Origin of the sequence: uncultured Methanospirillum sp. (assembly GCF_963668415.2) — an archaeon.
Taxonomy (GTDB): domain Archaea; phylum Halobacteriota; class Methanomicrobia; order Methanomicrobiales; family Methanospirillaceae; genus Methanospirillum.
Genome location: NZ_CAXXDL010000001.1, coordinates 3,825,711 through 3,842,250, shown reverse-complemented (window position 1 = coordinate 3,842,250; position 16,540 = coordinate 3,825,711). Strand labels below are relative to the sequence as shown.

17 protein-coding genes are annotated in these 16,540 nt (G+C 47.8%); 7 read left to right on the top strand and 10 right to left on the bottom strand.

What is annotated here, in order from left to right; translation table 11 throughout:
• Positions 1 to 75: 75 nt before the first annotated feature.
• Positions 76 to 2,019, bottom strand: coding sequence for a tetratricopeptide repeat protein (locus tag ACHZA2_RS17955; protein WP_319580858.1), 1,944 nt, complete (start codon positions 2,017 to 2,019; stop codon positions 76 to 78).
• A gap of 81 nt (positions 2,020 to 2,100) precedes the next feature.
• Complete coding sequence (locus tag ACHZA2_RS17950) at positions 2,101 to 2,592, bottom strand: hypothetical protein (RefSeq protein WP_319580857.1); 492 nt, start codon at positions 2,590 to 2,592, stop codon at positions 2,101 to 2,103.
• Between the two features lie 172 nt (positions 2,593 to 2,764).
• Here ACHZA2_RS17950 and ACHZA2_RS17945 point away from each other — a divergent pair, with 172 nt between their 5' ends.
• The 3 genes from ACHZA2_RS17945 to ACHZA2_RS17935 are packed head-to-tail and all read left to right on the top strand — an operon-like array spanning position 2,765 to position 3,967.
• Positions 2,765 to 2,893 (top strand): hypothetical protein, encoded by a 129-nt coding sequence (locus ACHZA2_RS17945; protein ID WP_319580856.1) that lies wholly within the window; start codon positions 2,765 to 2,767, stop codon positions 2,891 to 2,893.
• Positions 2,890 to 3,378 carry an alpha/beta hydrolase gene (locus ACHZA2_RS17940; protein WP_319580855.1) on the top strand — a complete coding sequence of 163 codons (489 nt, stop codon included), beginning with the start codon at positions 2,890 to 2,892 and terminating at the stop codon, positions 3,376 to 3,378. Before ACHZA2_RS17945 ends, ACHZA2_RS17940 begins: the two co-directional genes overlap by 4 nt.
• A 37-nt stretch (positions 3,379 to 3,415) precedes the next feature.
• Positions 3,416 to 3,967 carry a hypothetical protein gene (locus tag ACHZA2_RS17935; RefSeq protein ID WP_394698628.1) on the top strand — a complete coding sequence of 184 codons (552 nt, stop codon included), beginning with the start codon at positions 3,416 to 3,418 and terminating at the stop codon, positions 3,965 to 3,967.
• A 43-nt stretch (positions 3,968 to 4,010) separates the two neighbouring features.
• On the opposite strand, the gene ACHZA2_RS17930 is transcribed toward ACHZA2_RS17935, so the two are convergent.
• The 3 genes from ACHZA2_RS17930 to ACHZA2_RS17920 form a co-directional block, all read right to left on the bottom strand.
• Entirely contained in the window at positions 4,011 to 4,559 is a 549-nt protein-coding gene (locus ACHZA2_RS17930) for an RDD family protein (protein WP_319580853.1), read from the bottom strand.
• 65 nt (positions 4,560 to 4,624) lie between these two features.
• The gene (locus tag ACHZA2_RS17925; RefSeq protein WP_319580852.1) at positions 4,625 to 5,695 is read right to left on the bottom strand and encodes an ABC transporter permease subunit; all 1,071 of its coding nucleotides are present in this window, start codon (positions 5,693 to 5,695) and stop codon (positions 4,625 to 4,627) included.
• Entirely contained in the window at positions 5,689 to 7,509 is a 1,821-nt protein-coding gene (locus ACHZA2_RS17920) for an ABC transporter permease (protein ID WP_319580851.1), read from the bottom strand. Before ACHZA2_RS17920 ends, ACHZA2_RS17925 begins: the two co-directional genes overlap by 7 nt.
• A 91-nt stretch (positions 7,510 to 7,600) precedes the next feature.
• Here ACHZA2_RS17920 and ACHZA2_RS17915 point away from each other — a divergent pair, with 91 nt between their 5' ends.
• Positions 7,601 to 8,488 carry an ABC transporter ATP-binding protein gene (locus ACHZA2_RS17915; protein ID WP_319580850.1) on the top strand — a complete coding sequence of 296 codons (888 nt, stop codon included), beginning with the start codon at positions 7,601 to 7,603 and terminating at the stop codon, positions 8,486 to 8,488.
• A gap of 66 nt (positions 8,489 to 8,554) precedes the next feature.
• Here ACHZA2_RS17915 and ACHZA2_RS17910 read toward each other — a convergent pair whose 3' ends face one another.
• From ACHZA2_RS17910 to ACHZA2_RS17900, 3 genes are all read right to left on the bottom strand, one after another.
• Positions 8,555 to 9,466 (bottom strand): aldolase, encoded by a 912-nt coding sequence (locus tag ACHZA2_RS17910; protein ID WP_319580849.1) that lies wholly within the window; start codon positions 9,464 to 9,466, stop codon positions 8,555 to 8,557.
• A gap of 119 nt (positions 9,467 to 9,585) precedes the next feature.
• Positions 9,586 to 9,828, bottom strand: a complete 243-nt coding sequence (locus ACHZA2_RS17905) for a hypothetical protein (RefSeq protein WP_319580848.1) — start codon at positions 9,826 to 9,828, stop codon at positions 9,586 to 9,588.
• 46 nt (positions 9,829 to 9,874) lie between these two features.
• On the bottom strand, positions 9,875 to 10,174 hold the full coding sequence (locus tag ACHZA2_RS17900) for a hypothetical protein (RefSeq protein WP_319537544.1): 300 nt from the start codon (positions 10,172 to 10,174) through the stop codon (positions 9,875 to 9,877).
• A 189-nt stretch (positions 10,175 to 10,363) separates the two neighbouring features.
• Between ACHZA2_RS17900 and ACHZA2_RS17895 the strand changes: the two genes are divergently transcribed.
• The gene (locus tag ACHZA2_RS17895; protein ID WP_319580847.1) at positions 10,364 to 11,758 is read left to right on the top strand and encodes a hypothetical protein; all 1,395 of its coding nucleotides are present in this window, start codon (positions 10,364 to 10,366) and stop codon (positions 11,756 to 11,758) included.
• Positions 11,759 to 11,783: 25 nt separating this feature from the next.
• Here the strand turns inward: ACHZA2_RS17895 and dinB are convergent, their stop codons facing one another.
• A complete protein-coding gene (gene dinB / locus ACHZA2_RS17890) occupies positions 11,784 to 12,860 on the bottom strand; it encodes a DNA polymerase IV (protein ID WP_319580846.1) in 1,077 nt (358 codons plus the stop codon).
• 492 nt (positions 12,861 to 13,352) lie between these two features.
• Between dinB and ACHZA2_RS17885 the strand changes: the two genes are divergently transcribed.
• Both ACHZA2_RS17885 and ACHZA2_RS17880 read left to right on the top strand, forming a co-directional pair.
• Entirely contained in the window at positions 13,353 to 13,709 is a 357-nt protein-coding gene (locus tag ACHZA2_RS17885; protein ID WP_319537547.1) for a hypothetical protein, read from the top strand.
• A 65-nt stretch (positions 13,710 to 13,774) separates the two neighbouring features.
• A complete protein-coding gene (locus ACHZA2_RS17880; RefSeq protein ID WP_319580845.1) occupies positions 13,775 to 15,841 on the top strand; it encodes an acetate--CoA ligase family protein in 2,067 nt (688 codons plus the stop codon).
• A gap of 42 nt (positions 15,842 to 15,883) precedes the next feature.
• Here the strand turns inward: ACHZA2_RS17880 and ACHZA2_RS17875 are convergent, their stop codons facing one another.
• Positions 15,884 to 16,507 carry a response regulator gene (locus tag ACHZA2_RS17875; protein ID WP_319580844.1) on the bottom strand — a complete coding sequence of 208 codons (624 nt, stop codon included), beginning with the start codon at positions 16,505 to 16,507 and terminating at the stop codon, positions 15,884 to 15,886.
• Between the last annotated feature and the right edge of the window lie 33 nt (positions 16,508 to 16,540).

Genomic DNA, 16,540 nt, shown 5'->3' with positions numbered 1-16,540 from the left:
TGTACTGCTGGTGTATTATGGTTGGACACAAAAAGAGAAAAAAGGTTAGTTCAGAGAACTGGTTGTGTTCCTCTTTTATGAGGAATTAAATTCTGACTGAGCTCGGGTCGGTGTAGCTCCTACCGACTGTGTTATGTTCAGACTTTCATCAGATGTGGAATTGAATTTCTCTGATGGAGTTGTGTTGTCCGCAGAACCACCAGCCTTGCTGGTGATCTGCTCTTTGAGCTGTTGTGCAACTTCGTAGGTTGAATCAAGTTCAAGGGCTTTTTCTACTGCTGTCATAGCCTCATCGTACTTGCCGAGGTTATATAATGCTCCGGCCTTGTTGTACCAGAGAACAGCCAGTGACTCGTCGAGTTTCAGACCAGCGTCAAATGCCTCTAATGCCTTGTCATCCTGTCCGATTTTCATCAGAGCCATACCTTTGGACATGTAGACACGTGGCTGCGGATCGATTGCGATCGCCTCGTCATATGCCTTGACTGCATCCTCGGTCTGGTTCAGGTTTCTGAGAATGGCTCCCTTGTTGTAGTAGTATTCAGAGGTATCCTTGTCAATCGAGATCGCCTGATCTACTGCCTTGAGTGCCTCATCGTACTTCTTGAGGTCATTGAGTGAGATACCGTATGCATTCCAGCCTGCACTGTTTGATGCGTTGAGTGCGACTGACTGGTTGAATGATGTTGCTGCAGCTTCAGAGTCTCCGTTCTGCGTATTGATCATACCAAGAATCCACCAGCCATTTGCCTGCATTTCTGGTGTGAAGGTGGCTGAGGTGAGGTTCAGGGCACGCTCAAGTGAGTTCTTTGTATCATCGAGTTTGAGCAGTTGATATTCATCGAGCCCTTTAAAGTACCAGGCATCTGCGAACTCCGGAGATATTTCAGTGAGTCTGGTGAATGATGCGACTGCATCCTCGAAAGATCCTGTGTCTCCCTGAACTCCTCCAAGATAATACCATGCATCGGTGAGATTGCTGTCGATGGTGGTTGCATTCTTGAGTCCTTCAATTGCAACATCATACTGCCTGTCCTTCAGGTCAACACGTGCCTTCCAGTATACTGCGCTTGCAAACTGACTCTTTAGGGATAGTGCCTTGTCAAGGGAGGTTCGTGCACCAGCAAGATCATTCTGATCAAACTGGATACGTCCTTTGTAGTACCAGGCGTTGTGGTTGGTGGGGTCTAGTTCGACGGCCTTGTCAAAATCCTTTGCAGCCTCTTCAAGGTTGCCGTTGTTATACTGGATAACTCCAAGCCGGTAGTAGACTTCAGCATCATTTGCAGTGGTGGTCTTGAACGGTTCTGCATAATCGCCCTTGATGCCAAGCAGCGTGTTGAAGGATGTCTCAGAGTCGTTTACTTTTCCAAGGTATCCTTCTACATCACCCTTTGCAAACCAGGCGTCTTTATAGTCAGGTCTTAGTTCGACTGCCTTGCTGTATGCTTCGAGTCCTTCCTCTAACTTAGCGTTGTCAGATTTCGAGATACCTAGCCAGTACCAGGCACGTTCATTCTTGGGGTCAGCCTGGGTGATCTCTTCAAATGTTTGTGCTGCGCCTTCGCTGTTTCCGGTGAGGAGATTTGCGATACCGTAGTTGATCTTGACTCCCACATCATCCTTGAGAGAAGACTGTGCCTTTTCTAGTGCAGTCAGAGCACCTGCTGCATCTGGTGGGACCATTGCGTACAGAAGTGTGTATCCGATCATTGCCCATGCGTCTGCATAGTTGGGGTTGACCGTGGTTGCATTCTGGTATGCATCATAGGCGTTTGAAAAGTTGCCGTTCTGCAGATATGAGCCACCCAGTTTGAACCATGCAGTGGCATCCTTAGGATCGAGTTCAACAACCTGTTTGAATGCGGAGATTGCATCTCCGTATTTCTCCTGTTGCAGGGACTGGTTACCCTTCTCAAACAACTCGGTTGTTGAGGTATTTTCGGCAGCGGAGACCCCTGCAGTGAAACAAAGCAGGAGCGCCAGTGCCATGATCGACGCTATTCCGCGGATCTTCATGCCTTATATGTCACCTGTCCAGTGCAGATATACTTTCTTATTACAGGGAACCAGGCAGGAAGGCGAAGGAATCAGGAGTTGTCAGAGGTCAAGATTCCATGCGGGTGAAAGACTGGATATGAGCTGATCGCACAGGTCAGGATCACCGTCCTGAAGGAGGTAGATCATAACTTTCTGGTTCTTTTTTGATGCTTCGAGGATACGGTGGTTAACCAGACAGTTCTCAGGTTCTGAACCTTCATAACATTTTCGCGGTGATATGGTACCATAATGTTGATTCATCCGCTGGACAAGGTTCTGACACCATCCAATGAACACGATCTTTCCACCTGCCACAAGAATGTAGATGCCTGATCGATCCCTGAATCTTCCCGGCATCCTGAACCTGCAGAAAGGACCTTCACCCCACTCGTGAACCATCAGACCATTTCTATTAGGAAACCGGTCCCATGGATTATACTCGGTGATCCCTCCCCGGGAGTTGCGATCAGGATCGATGGTCCAGACAAGTTCCGGATTCAGATGAAATTCATGTGATAGATCCTGCAGCGTCGGTTCATGTCCTGAGGCCATTACTTATCCATGGCGGGTGTCTGCTAAAGTTGTTTTCCTGTTGTAATATTTTATTGTGGATTTATCATGGAAACATAAACTAAACCTTCAGTGGTTGACAGGATTTATCAGGACAAACGGAGAATACTGTGTCAGGTGAGATAGTATGTGCTCTGTCGGCGGCCCAATGGACATGGAACTTGAAGAAAGGCTGAACGCAAAAACCTACAGGTGTAAGGATTGCCAGGGAACATTCAAGGGAATTGGAAAGAACATTATCTGCCCTTCCTGTGGTTCTGATAACGTTACAGAATCTTCATGATTGTACCTGTTTCAGGTGCCGGTCTCCTGATTCAGGCTTCAACATCTTTTCTTCTTATTGGGACTGTTAGTGAACCGTTCACGCTCTTTATCGAGACAAATTCTGACGAGTACTGTCAGTACCTGAAGACTGGTGATCTTGTTGTGATCTCGGCTCCAGAAGGTGGTGAACTTCGACAGGCCCGGATCCTGCTGGAACTGGTAGTTGCCTGGCATGTACCTCTGGTAGTACTCCCCTCCGGACATCCCGGTTCATGTCGGCTCAGGATGGTTGTATCTGCAGGTGATCAGATCGTGATGAGTTGTCGCATTGAACGGGGGACTCATCCGGAGCAGACCGTGATCTGTTCATCAGAAGAACTTGCAGGAATGGAACTCAGATCCCATCCTGAAGGTATAGAGATCCTTGGACTTCCCACCAATGTCCAACTTTTCACAGTCTCTCCTGATGGAATTCAGAACCTGATTGAGATGATTGAATCATGAGCAACTTCATAAAAATCGCATCGATGAGGAATATGAGATGAACGTTTACTCTCTGATTACTGTTTGTATAATTGTGTGTATTAGTATGGGCGCTGTTCTTGTATCAGCCGGTTCACCCTTGAATGGGACAGATCTACAAGGAAACGGATCGCCAGGTGATACCTCTGAATTTTCAGAGTCTGCCGGCATGAACGTCACTCTGAATCAGGTGTCAGCCGGTGTGATACCAAACGAGACATCTGTTATCGGTACGAAGTCTCCCAGGTCAAACCTGACCTTCTCCTCCATTATGAACTCCACCTCAAATATCACTGGTACCAATACGTCATCAGATCAGGTTTCAGAAGGGCAGGAGAACCAGAGTAGTAATCTCTCTGCAAATGCATCTCTCTCAAAGTATGATTCACTTGGTGATATCATCAGAGCAAAAGACTGGAAAGCTCTGGGTGAGTACCAGTGCAAAATAAAAGCTGAAAACTCAGCGTCGCTCGCTGAGTCAGGTATCAATACCGGCGATCAGGAGTCAAAATGGAACGGCTATTTCAACTACCGTGAACCGGTGGCGGTCTCATATCCCTGTTGTGGGTAAAAAAATCACTTTTTTTGAAATATAATTAGATTCTGGTCCTGGTTTATTCTACGGTTTCACGTTGGTACCAGACAAGGGTGGCTGCGATTACGTCATGAAGCCCCTGATGGTACCTGGTATATCCGATACATATGAATCCGGCAAATACTATTATCCCTGATATAAATTTAGAAAAATGCCGCAGGGTTGCACGTGCAAATGTAAGCGGTTTTCCATGCAGGTCTGATACAACCACCCGGCATGCTATCTTGCCGAGTGTTGCCTGATTTCGTGATGATTCAAGGGCTGCAAAGTAGATCCAGGGGATCAGAATAAAAACCACTAGGATGAATGTGGCAGCAGGCATCGGAATGAGTGAGTGTATTGATGCTCCATCATCTGTTACAACAGCTTGTCTGCGGATTATCATCAGAAGCATCCTCCATCCTTCGCCAAGTCCCAGGTATGCCGCGGCTATGGCACTGATTATACAGAGAATAAGCAGATCAATTATCGCAGCAGCGAGACGACGCCAGAATCCTGCAAGTTCCCTGCCTTGAGAACTGCCTCTGATAAGCTCTGCCCAGCCTGATGATGAGTATGTATCAGCCACGATAACGTATATGAGATAAATCAGGCATCAACCTATCGAAAAAAGAAGTGTCTTCTGATGAACTGTTACGTCTCTGATGACCTTCTTGTGAGTGAACGGATCATCAACGTCAGTATTACGCAGAAGCAGACAAAGATGAGAAGAACCGGCCAGAAGAGTGGGGCAGGGGAATCAGAGGCGAGTTGGGCAATAATATTGAGTGGGTTTCCTGGAAATGCCAGCGTGAGCAGAAGAAGGATTACTGCTGCGGTTGAGAAGATGAACTGTGCCTTTGTACGGTCCCGGTAATACATTGCAAAGACGGCTGCGACCAGGATAAGTGCAGATGATACAAAGATCACCTGAAGCAGGATCTCTGGAAGTGAACCTATCCTGATCCGATTTAGAACAAGCAACACAAGCCACAGGCCAGATTCTGCGGGGACAAGAACAATACAGGCAGCGATCTTTCCCCAGACGATCTCGTTCATTGAAGCCGGGGTGGTACGCAGGGTATCGATCGTCTGTTGCTGGTACTCTTCGGTGATGAGATCGATAACCAGGCCTGCTGATATGATCGCAGGCATGAAGAGAAGGAGCGGTATCAGCAGAGCATAGATGAACTCGTAGAAAGTATTCGTGTTGACCGCTCTGGCGGAGGTGAGGGTGACTGGATGCTTTGTTATACGATCACTTCTGATATCACGAAGGATATCTTCGTACTTCAGAAAAACTTCCTTGAGTTTTACTTCGATGACAGCAGACTGAATATCATTTTTTATTGTATACAAAGTCAGGCTGACAGGGTCTTTACTCTCCGGTAGGATTTCTGATGTCCAGATTACTGCAGCGAGTTTTCGTTCTTTCAGTGCACCAAGTGCTACAGAGAGGTTCATCGGGTAGGGTCTGAATGAAGGATTTTCATCAATCAGCCTGGTCAGGATCGTATCATTGCCTACCACTCCTACTCCGAATTTGACTCCTGAAACGCTTCCGTATAACGATGGATCGTACATCGCAGAGAGACCGACCATCAGGAATGAGGAGAAGAGCGCAATAAAGAGCTGCAGAAGGATAGCAAGAAGGATAGTCTTCTCGTTTGCTAGTCCGCGTAGTTCCTTTTTGGTAATTGCCCAGGTCCTTTGCAGGTTCACCATACCCACCCCCTGAGCATATAGAGATTATAGATCAGATGAACAGCTGTTGCAAGAGCCAGTCCGAATGGCAATGCTTTTGGTCCCTTGTACAGAACCGAGGCCCCGGTGATACAGACTCCTGCCATATGGAGCAGGAACGGCATCCAGAGCATACCAATACTCAGAAACAGGGCTGCCCCGAATACAGAGTCTGATATCTGTGAGATGGTGACAAATAGCAGCAATTTTTCTCCGAATAAAAATCCCAGTGCGATGAGGGCAGAAGCTATTACCAGTATACGGGCATTCAGAAACCCTGGCATCGCTGTGATCAATGCAATGATACCTGCTCCTTTTGCCATCTCTTCGGTCCAGGCTGCAAGCAGCATGATCAGAATCAGTGAGAAGGGCATCGGGAGGTTGAAGAAGAGTACCAGGTACATCATCTGTGCCATGAGGACGAAGGGTATACTGATCAGGCCGATGAGAAAAAGGGAGAACCACCAGTGACGCGGCTGCACTAGTCCGGCAAGGTAGAGTCTGATTTTTGATATCATACCGGACTCTGTAAAGAGCTGCTCCTCCCTGAAGTTCCTGATACATATGAGAAAGAGGATGAGACTTGTCAGGTAGTACAGAGAGGTTGCGTACAGGTAATCCATCAGTGTGTACCCTGTTCCCTGCAGCACGTACACAACAAGAGTGACCGGAGAGAGAAGGCTCACAATATGGACATTTGCAAACAGGCTCGGGAAGAAGAGATAGGATGTGGCGATGGTTGAGAAGAAGATCGAGATAAACGAGAGTTCTTTATAACTGCGTGCAACCATCCCGATGAAGAGGGCAAATGCAAGGAAGAAGAGAATTACCGGGATGAGCGGCAGGATGGCCATGATGTCTGCCTGTACTGCAAGCAGGATTGCAGAGGCCAGCAACACCATGCCGATAGCATAAGGCAGCATCTTTCCGAATATGAGGACTGCCGGTTTTATCGGTGCAGCGACAAGCGCTTCTCCCTGCCTGAGGGTCCTCTCGTTCATGATACTCATCATGAAGAACTGGGATGTGAAGTAGAGCGGAAATATAAAGACAAAGATGAAGATGATGGTGTCGAACGGGAGGGGCGGAGAGAGCAGGGAGGGAACTTTGTATGGTATCTGGGTTGAGTCACTCTTTGAAAAAATCCCTGTGTACCTGCTCACCTGCTCCTGGTCTTTGCTCATCTGGTTGGCGAGAGTTAACCTAAGGTCTTCAGAGTCTGCGGGAACAGATAAGACAGGAGGAGCCACATCCTCTACCGGGAGATCAGGTTCAGGAGGCTCATTCTGTGCCTGCCCGGGAACACCTATCTGCTGGCCGCTCTGGGTTGCGAGAAAGTTCAGTTCGCTCGGTACATATTCGTTCTGAATCCAGAGAGGATACGCAGCGAAGAGATCATCCTGCTGCTGATATATCCTGTCAGAGTAGGCCTGATAATCGCGTTCAAAACTCTTCTGTGCAGCTCTGCCTTTCTCTCCTGATGATCGCAAAATTGTGCCGGTCTGGATCTTGAGATCAAGGCCGATGTTCTGTGGGGGGACTCCCTGAAACCCGCTTGTATCATGTACCGTGTATCTGGGATCTCCTCCGATGATCTCAAGGTATGCCGGACTGTCAATTCCGATCCGGTACAGTCCGTCCTGCAGATGCATCCCGTGTTGTGCAGTAAATCCACTCACCAGGACCAGAAGAATCACGAGTATCACCGATATCGGGAGCAGATCCCTGCTCATCGTGGTGAAGAAACGTCTGACCTCCCAGCATGAGAGAGTTACGAGCTGATGCAGCATCTGCATAGTGGTGAGTGATTGAACGCCACGATATATCAATCATCAGTCAGTGTGGTCGTGTATCTTTTATGGTATGCAGGGTACAGGAGAAAGAAGCATGATCGAGGCGTCACATCTCTCCAGGAGATACGGTGAGGTTACTGTTCTTCATGATGTATCCTTCACCTGTGAAGAGGGGCAGATCCTGGGAATTATCGGGCATAATGGAGCAGGTAAGACCACCCTGCTTAAGATCCTCTCTGGCCTGATAATGCCGGATTCGGGGAGCCTCACCATTGGCGGGGTTGATGTTCTTGCAGATCCCATGCAGATCAAGTGTCAGCTCGGGTATCTGCCTGAAGAGTCACGCCTGTATGAGACGATGCTGGTTCCTGATTATCTCCGTTTTTTTGGTGAGATCTACGGACTTGACCGGGTAACCATCGACGCCAGAGCAGGGATATTGCTTACCCAGTTGTCATTAAATCCTGATGGCAAACGGATCGGCAATCTCTCCAAGGGAATGAAACGCAAGGTTGCGATCGCCCGGACACTTATCCATGATCCTGCCATCCTCATCTATGATGAACCAGGATCAGGTCTTGACCCGATGACCAGTCGGTTCATAATAGAATATCTGAAAGAACTGCGCAAGCAGGGGAAGACGATCATCCTCTCTGCCCACAACCTCAATCAGGTTGAGGAGATATGCGACATGGTGATGATATTAAAACGGGGAGATGTGGTTATCAGGGGAACAATGCCTGAGCTCCGTGAGCAGTTCGGTTCTATCAGATATGAAGTCTGGTATCTCCTTCCTGACGAAAGTTCCATGATACTACCTGAAGGAACTGAAAAGAGTGGAAATCTCTGGGTGTCAACGGTTCGATCAGTTCCAGATCTCAATGTCCTGACCTCGGAGATCACCGGACATGACGGTGTCGTCCAACGTATCGAGTCCAAGTATCCATCCCTTGAAGAGATATTGATGAAGATCGGAAAATAGGAAGAAAAATTAGGTTATCAAAAAGTCCTTTGCGGATATTTTTGACAAAAAGAGGTTACCTGGAGTTTATTTTTTCTCGTATATTTTCACAGCATCTTCAACCGATGCATCCTGCACCGTGATTGCGTAGATGGCATTACACATCCGTACAGCTTCATCGAGGCTTTTCTGGTGAATGTTGCGACCTGTTGCGTTTCCTGCACATCCGCCGATATGGATCTGTTCCCAGAGTTGCTTCAGGAATATTTCTCCATCAACGCTGGAACCTCCTGCGCAGACAACCCTGGTTCTTCCCGCTGCCATTGTTGCCTCTTTCATCAGTTCGACAGATGAGGCCCCCTCTTTCTTTGGTGGGTTGACCTTGACAAAATCAGAACCCAGGCATGCTGCAATTCCCGCTGCCCCTGCGATCAGGTGCGGATCCTTCTCATCCTTGACTGCCTTTCCTCTGGGGTATATCCAGAGTACAGTGACAAGACCGTTCTGGTGTGCTTCAAAGACTGCATTTGCAGCTGCCGTAAGCATCTCTGTTTCAGCCTCAGATCCAAGATATATTGTGTATCCGATTCCGACGATCTTCAGACCGCTGGTTTTTCTGAATCTGACCACCTGCTCAATAGTGGTCAAAAGGCCTGATGATGGCTCCTGCTGAGAAGTTCCGACAAGGTTTGTCTTTGAGTTCAGTTTTACAAGATATGGAACATCGGGATAGTCTGCCCCATATCGCGCAATGAGACCGAGCTGGGTGGCAAAACATCCGATCTTTGCTTTTGCAGCAATACGGAAGAGGTGCTCGGGATCGTTGTCGTCCTCGTGAATCCCCTCACCATAAAAGTCTGCGTTCAGGTGTTCAATCTTCTGATCCCCGGCAAAGAGCATGAGCCTGCCTGTATCATGAGTAATAGTTTTAAAATTGCTGGTATAGGTTTTCTGTTGATCTTTTGGTACATCCAGAGGTACAGAAACGGATTTACTCATGCAATCTCACTCACAGTTGATGCAGATAAATTTTCCCAAACGTTATGGCTTGACACGGTTCTCAAAAGAGAAGATGTTGAAATTCGAATCGTGTCAGGCCTAAGGCATATTGGCTTTATTTACCTGACCTGAATCACTTTCTCTTCGCTGTTTCGCAGACGGGTCCGCATCCAGGTGACAGCATCCATCCGGTTCTTGAAGGCTGCAATATTTATCTGCTCCCCATCTTTCATCAGAGCTTTCAGTACAGCCTTCTCCACGATAACCTGACCCTTTACCTCCCGGGTCATCTCCACAACCTGGAATTTTGCGATAAAATCCAGGTTAAGCAGTTGCGATCCGGTATCCAACCATTTGGGCATGTATGTATTATGAAAGCCTGCAGACCGCAGTTCGCATCGTGTTATTTCACTCTTTGCGCTTCTGATCGAGAACCCCGGAGATGTATTCGGTTGCCTTTCTGGCAGTCTCCTCAAGCGTTCCCATGATCTCTGCACCTGCCTGATCCATACTTCTGCCGATATGTTTCCGGCCTTCCTCTGTGGTCAGCAGGTCACGACCCACAGCAAGGAGATCATCAAGGCCTCTCCCAAATGAAGCCTTTGCTACTGCCAGTCTTTCGGTGAGATCATCCCCTGATACAGAAGCAGATGCCTGCCCGGAAGGTTCTTCCACCCATCGCCCCTTCTCAAAACGGCCCCCCATCATTATGTAGTATTCTTTTCTTCATGGATTTATCAACTCTTTTGTTTCTCCTCCGGGATCTGATGGCCTGTTGCGCACCCGCGGTTAGAGAACCATAACCTCAATAATTATATAAATGGCTTCTTCCTGCTCATGATGAGCAGATCTTCTCCGGAACGGTATTTGATATTATATAAGGAATGATATTACTCAATGAACACCCTGCTGATATTTTTTATCATCATCATCCTGATCTCTGTGATTGGGATAAAATTCCGTGTACCTCCATTTATCACCCTTGTTGGTGGTGCGGTGGCATTCGGGTTTGCAGTCGGGGGTGATCCGGATGCGGTGTTTACCCAGGTTGCAATGGGTTGTGCCAGTGTTTTTAATAGTCTGGGTATTCCTATCCTTGCCGGTTCAGTCATTGCAAAATACCTTGTTGAACAGGGATACATTCAGCAGATTGTATCTGATATACGGAAAGTACTGAAAAGCCCGTTGTCACTATCAGGGTTTGCCGGATATATTATTGGAATCCCATCAACATGCCCAATCACGGCTTTTATGATCCTCTCTCCCGTGCTCTCCCATCTTGCGCCTGATAAGAGGCGCCAGAACAGCCTTATGTATCTGGTAGCTCTTGGGAGTGCACTTGGGGTTGCCTTTGTGTATCCAACCCCGGTGACGTTCCCTCTCTTTGATACATTCGGGCCAAAACATCTGTCTCCGCTGACTTTTGATATGGTTACAATTACGCTCTCGGTATTTTTCCTGGTTCTGTTTATCTGGTGGACAAGATGGAGAACCCCGAAAGCGACTGAAGAAATGTCTGCGGTGCAGAACAACCATGAAACACCTTACACATCCGGAGAAACGTCCGAAACAGATGAGGTAACCAAATCTGAAGGTGCTGAATGGGGGCTTGAAGGAAGTGGGTATTCTGATCAACAGCACCTGCAGCCTGGATGTGAGACTGATTCGGGTCTCTGTAGTGGAAGATTCCACCCCAAGGCATGGGCACCGTTTCTGGTGATCTTTGCTGCGATCCCGGTTGGTCTATTCCTTCTCCATCTCTCGCACTTCACGCTGGTTCAGTTCATCATGTTTGCAGGGATGATAACAGCGGTGATGGTAGCTCTTCCTGAAAACAGGTGGACCGGATTTGTGTCAGGAGCAAAGCATGCAGGAGTTGTAATCTTTGATATCTGTGGGGCCGGAGCACTCGGATATGTGATAACGCAGAGCACCTTTGCCCAGGATTCACTGCAAGTATTAGCAAGCCATGTACCCCTGATTCTAATCCCGTTTATTATGGCTGCTCTTATCCAGACTGCACAGGGGTCGCGTATCGTTACCTCAATACTTACCGCGCAGATAATTGCAACCACTGGTATTCCTCCGATGATGAACCCGCTGGCACTCTTCCTGATGATCATCGCCGGTGCAGGGGTCATCTGTTTTGTAACAGATCCATACTTCTGGCTGCTTCACCGGACAACCGGGGATGATGTGAAGACCGTCTTCAAGAGATATACCGTTCCCCAGGCGGTCTTCGGGATCTGTACATACATGGTTGCGTTTGCGATTCAGTACTTCTATTCCTGATTTTTTTTGGAAGGATAGCGGTTTTTTATTCTGAAAAAAACTGTTCCAGTGTACACTGCTTCGGATCATGGTACACAAGGCCGGAGAGCCTGATCCCAATCAGCCGTACCGGCTTTCCGGTCCAGAACTCTTCTGTCAAAGACCTAACTGCTTTTTTTATCACCATAAGATTGTCATCAGCATGTGGTAGTGAGACTGATCTGGTGCAGGTGATAAACCCGGTGTACCGTATGCGAATCCCGACAGTTTTCGTCCTGGCATGTGCCCTGAGAAGTTCGGCATGAAGTGAACATGCAAGAGTCTCAAGAGTTTCTGATATCAGGTCAGGATCATCGGTATCCTCTGCAAAGGTTGTCTCCCTTCCGATAGACTGACGCGGCCCCTGATCTTTGAGTCCGAATGTATCGAGGCCTGATGCGATCTCCCGAACCCGTACTGCCCATCCCCCGAATATCTCCTGAAGGATCTGAATATCGGCTTCTGCCAGATCGCGGAATGTGGTCATTCCCTGAGATTCAAGATGTGCAAATGACTTTCGGCCTATCCCTGGTATCTTTGCAACCGAAAGGGGAAGGATAACCTGTTTCAGTTCTTCAGGATGAATGACAGTCAGCCCGTCAGGTTTCTGCAGGTCTGATGCTATCTTCGCGTATGACCGGGCCGGTGCGATACCTATTGAACAACCCAGCCCCTCACGTTCCCGCAGGACATTTTTGATGTTCCTTGCCTTCTCTTCAGCCAGATCATAAGAACCACAGTCAGAAAAGTCAAGATACGCCTCATCGATGCTCACCTGCTCGAGGCGAGGGGTACACTCCTGCAGGATCTCCATAATCCTGGCTGAAACAATACTGTATTTTCCACTTGGGCGGATGTATACCGCATGGGGGCAAAGGTGCCATGCCTGTGATATTGGCATTCCAGAATGGAGTCCGTATCGTCGTGCTTCATACGAACATGTACTGATGACTCCGCGACCTCTTCCTTCCTGAGGATCAGACCCGACTACAACCGGTTTGCCAGCCAGAGAGGGATCATCGCGAACCTCAACTGAGGCATAGAATGAGTCCATGTCAAGATGGGCGATGATCTGATTATGCATGAGGTTGTCTGATCATATCACCGGGTGATACCCGATTATCTTTCCGGCAGAAAATCAGTGATCACCCATCATGATTTCTGGAAGATTTCCTTCTGGTGAAAGTGAACTGATTATTAAAATTCGCATCAGAATGCATGAAGTGCTGTTTCTATTACGTTAACCCTTTATTTTTATATCTTAATAAAATTAGGAAATACTTTCGCCCTGTTTCTTAAAGGTTCATATGTCACTCTTGATGAGATATATGTGTGCAACGCCACAGGCCGGGCGCACACGTCACCAGAATCAGCACTCCAAACCCCCCCACGAAATATTTCTGATCCATCCTGAACCCGGCTGCAGGCTGCACACAAAACCCCCCTTCTTTTCTTGATACATTCTTACCCGATGTAGCATTAGTATCAGATTACCTCTTCAGCATTCAGAGCAAACATGTATTAAATCGCTTTGTTAAGGCTTCGTTTTAATAACCAGTTAATGCAGGTGACTATTATGGAACAGGCAGAACATTCCGGGTGTGCCCCGGACAAATGTGAATCATGTACCGGTTGCGGTGGCAGTATTGAGTCGATCACTCTCAAGGTTGAATGGCGTCACAAGGATACTCCTGAAGAGAAGGTGCACGAAATTGAGGAGATCATTTATGCACTTGCAAGGGACCTTGCAGTCTCCGGAGTTGAACTGGTCTTCTTCAACAATACATTCAGTCCCGAAATTGTATCAGGCTCATCTGAATTTTTTATCAACACAAAGCCTCTTGCAAGTCTTACCCCTGTATCTGCTGACACACCAGTTTCAAGGGAAGTACTCAGGAAAGGGATCTTTCAGGCTCTTCTTCAGAATATCTGAACCTCTGTTTTTCACAACGCTTATCTGATCGGGTTGCCTATGGAGAGACATACGCAGGAGATATTATGGACAGGCGGCTGATCACTGAAAAGGATGGGTACGAACTGCTCACCAGGTACGGTATACCGGTTCCGGCATACCGGTTTGTGACCACCCATGAGGAGGCAGCAGTTGCTGCTGCAAGTATCGGTTTCCCCGTTGTTGTAAAGGTTGTCTCAGAACAGATTGTCCATAAAACTGATGCAGGAGGCGTTGTCCTGCATATCTCCTGTCCTGAAGCCCTTCAGGAGGCTCTTTTAGGAATTGATCAGAAGGTTGCTGCATACGACTCCCTTGCCGTAATCAGCGGATATCTTATTGAACAGGAGATGAAACCCGGGACAGAACTCCTCATCGGAGGAAAAACAGATCCTGCATTCGGAAAGGTGCTCACTGTCGGAATGGGTGGCATTCTCGTTGAACTTCTTCATGACTTTTCAATGAGGGTTCTGCCTGTTGATACTGTTGAATACAGACGAATGATTCATGAGATGACTGGATACCGGCTCATATCCGGGTACCGTGGGCACCGCCCGCTAGACGAGCAGGCACTTCTGGATATAGTTGAAAAGGTCGGCAGGCTCTTTCTTGAGGATGAGAGGATCATAGAATTTGATATCAATCCTCTCATACTCTGGGAAGGTGGGGCCTGTGCGGTTGATGCCCGATTTTTTATTAAAACAGCACCTGTTGAGCCCAGAACTGCCGCACAGATCCTGCCTCCAGTTCCTGATCTTCTTCATCCGTCATCTATTGCGGTGGTGGGAGCTTCCCGGACCCCGGGAAAAGTCGGGTATGCTGTCTTTCGAAATCTTCTGAACTTCCAGGGCGAACTCTACCCGGTCAATCCAAGCGCCGAGGATATTCTTGGCAAGAAAGTATACCCCACCATCAGTTCCATCCCTGGTCCGGTTGAGATGGTGGTTATTGCAACACCAGCCGAGTATGTTCCCGGTATCGTCAAGGAATCGGGGGAGAAGGGTGTCAAGTCTGCAGTAATCCTGACAGCAGGATTTAAAGAGACCGGGGATGCTGGCAGGATCCTGGAAGACGAACTCCTGAAGGTTGCCAGGGAGACCGGGATCAGAATCGTGGGCCCGAACTGCCTGGGTATCATCATTCCCCCACTTGATCTGAACGCAACTTTTGATGTCCAGTCCCCTCTTTCAGGACAGATCGGATTTATATCTCAAAGTGGTGCGATCATCACAACTGTTCTTGACTGGTCAATATCCCGCCGCATCGGTTTCTCATCGGTAATCAGCGTAGGTAACCAGACCGACATGGGATTTCTAGAGTATCTGCAGGTACTTGACCAGGATCCTCATACCTATGCCGTCATCTTGTATGTCGAAGAGATCCGGGATGGGCAGGCATTTCTACAGTATGCCGAAAGTATGCGGGGAAGAAAGCCGGTCATCGCACTGAAGTCAGGCTCCTCGGTAAGGGGTCGGGAGGCTGCCTCATCGCACACAGGTTCTCTTGCCGGGAGTTATGAAACATACATTGCAGCCTTTAAACAGAGCGGGGTGATCCCGGCATATTCACTTGCTGAAGCTTTTGATGTTGCCCGCCTTGTGGTATCTGAAGGATATCCGAAGGGGCGGAGAACGATCATTCTTACTAATGCAGGAGGGTTTGGTGTTCTTGCCTCAGACTATGCAGAAAAAAGCAGTATGGAGATGATCAATCTGCCTGAGCAGGTCGTTGAAGAACTGAATAAAATTCTGCCTGAGTCATGGTCTCATAAAAACCCGGTGGATCTACTTGGGGATAGCAATGCCTCCCGTTTCGCCAGGGTTTTTGATGTGATGATCAAGTACCAGCAGCTCTGGGATATTGCTGTGGTAATTACGGCACCGGTAGCTATGATGGATCCAAAGAACCTTGCCCATGAGATGATCAGGCTCTCCCGGTTCACCCATAGCATGGTGGTGGGCTGCCTTCTCGGCGGTGATTCGATGAAGTCTGCAATTGACATGCTGGGCGAGGCTCATATTCCAAATTATCAGGATCTTCAGGATGCGTTCAGGACTGTCGGAGCGATCCTGGAGTCATGTAATCTAGATGATATGAAAGAATCATCTCCATAATATTCAACAAAAGTACCAAAAAAGTCTGACCAGAATTCAGAATCAGGTAGTTATGCCCATCTTCTGGGCAAGTTCATCATACTCGCTCTTTATTTTTGTCCTGAATGCCTGAAAATCTTCAGGGCCGTATGATTCAGGATCCTGTTCACCTGATGATGTTCCATACCGATCCTCAAGAAGACGCATTAGTCTTGCAGATACATCATTGGCTCGATGAAGGGTGATGAAGCGATCAATCTCGCTTTCGCTATATCCGGCAGTCCGTGCTGTATCTATAACTGACTGGATTGAATTCAATTTTTCAAGGATCTCATTAATAAAACCGACACACCGTTTCGGGGTGATTGGTTTCATGATATAATCCTCGATATAATAAGAGAACTGTTCTGCCTCTTTGAATGTCAGGTTTTTTCCGGTCTGCATAATAACCGGAATTTTGCGGAAGTCCTGGTCTGCCTTGATGTGATGGAGGGTTTCCCACCCGTCCATCGGTTCCATCATCATATCAAGAAGAATGAGGTCAGGTCTGTATGCATCCTTCAGTAGATCCAGACATTCTCTGCCTCCGAGTACACCTTCAGTAGAAAATCCGTACTTTTTGAGGCCGATAACAAAAAGCTCGTTGAGAGCAGGTTCATCATCAACAATCAGGATTGCTACCGACATGGTTTCCTCTTCGATCAATCTTATTTGGCCTTG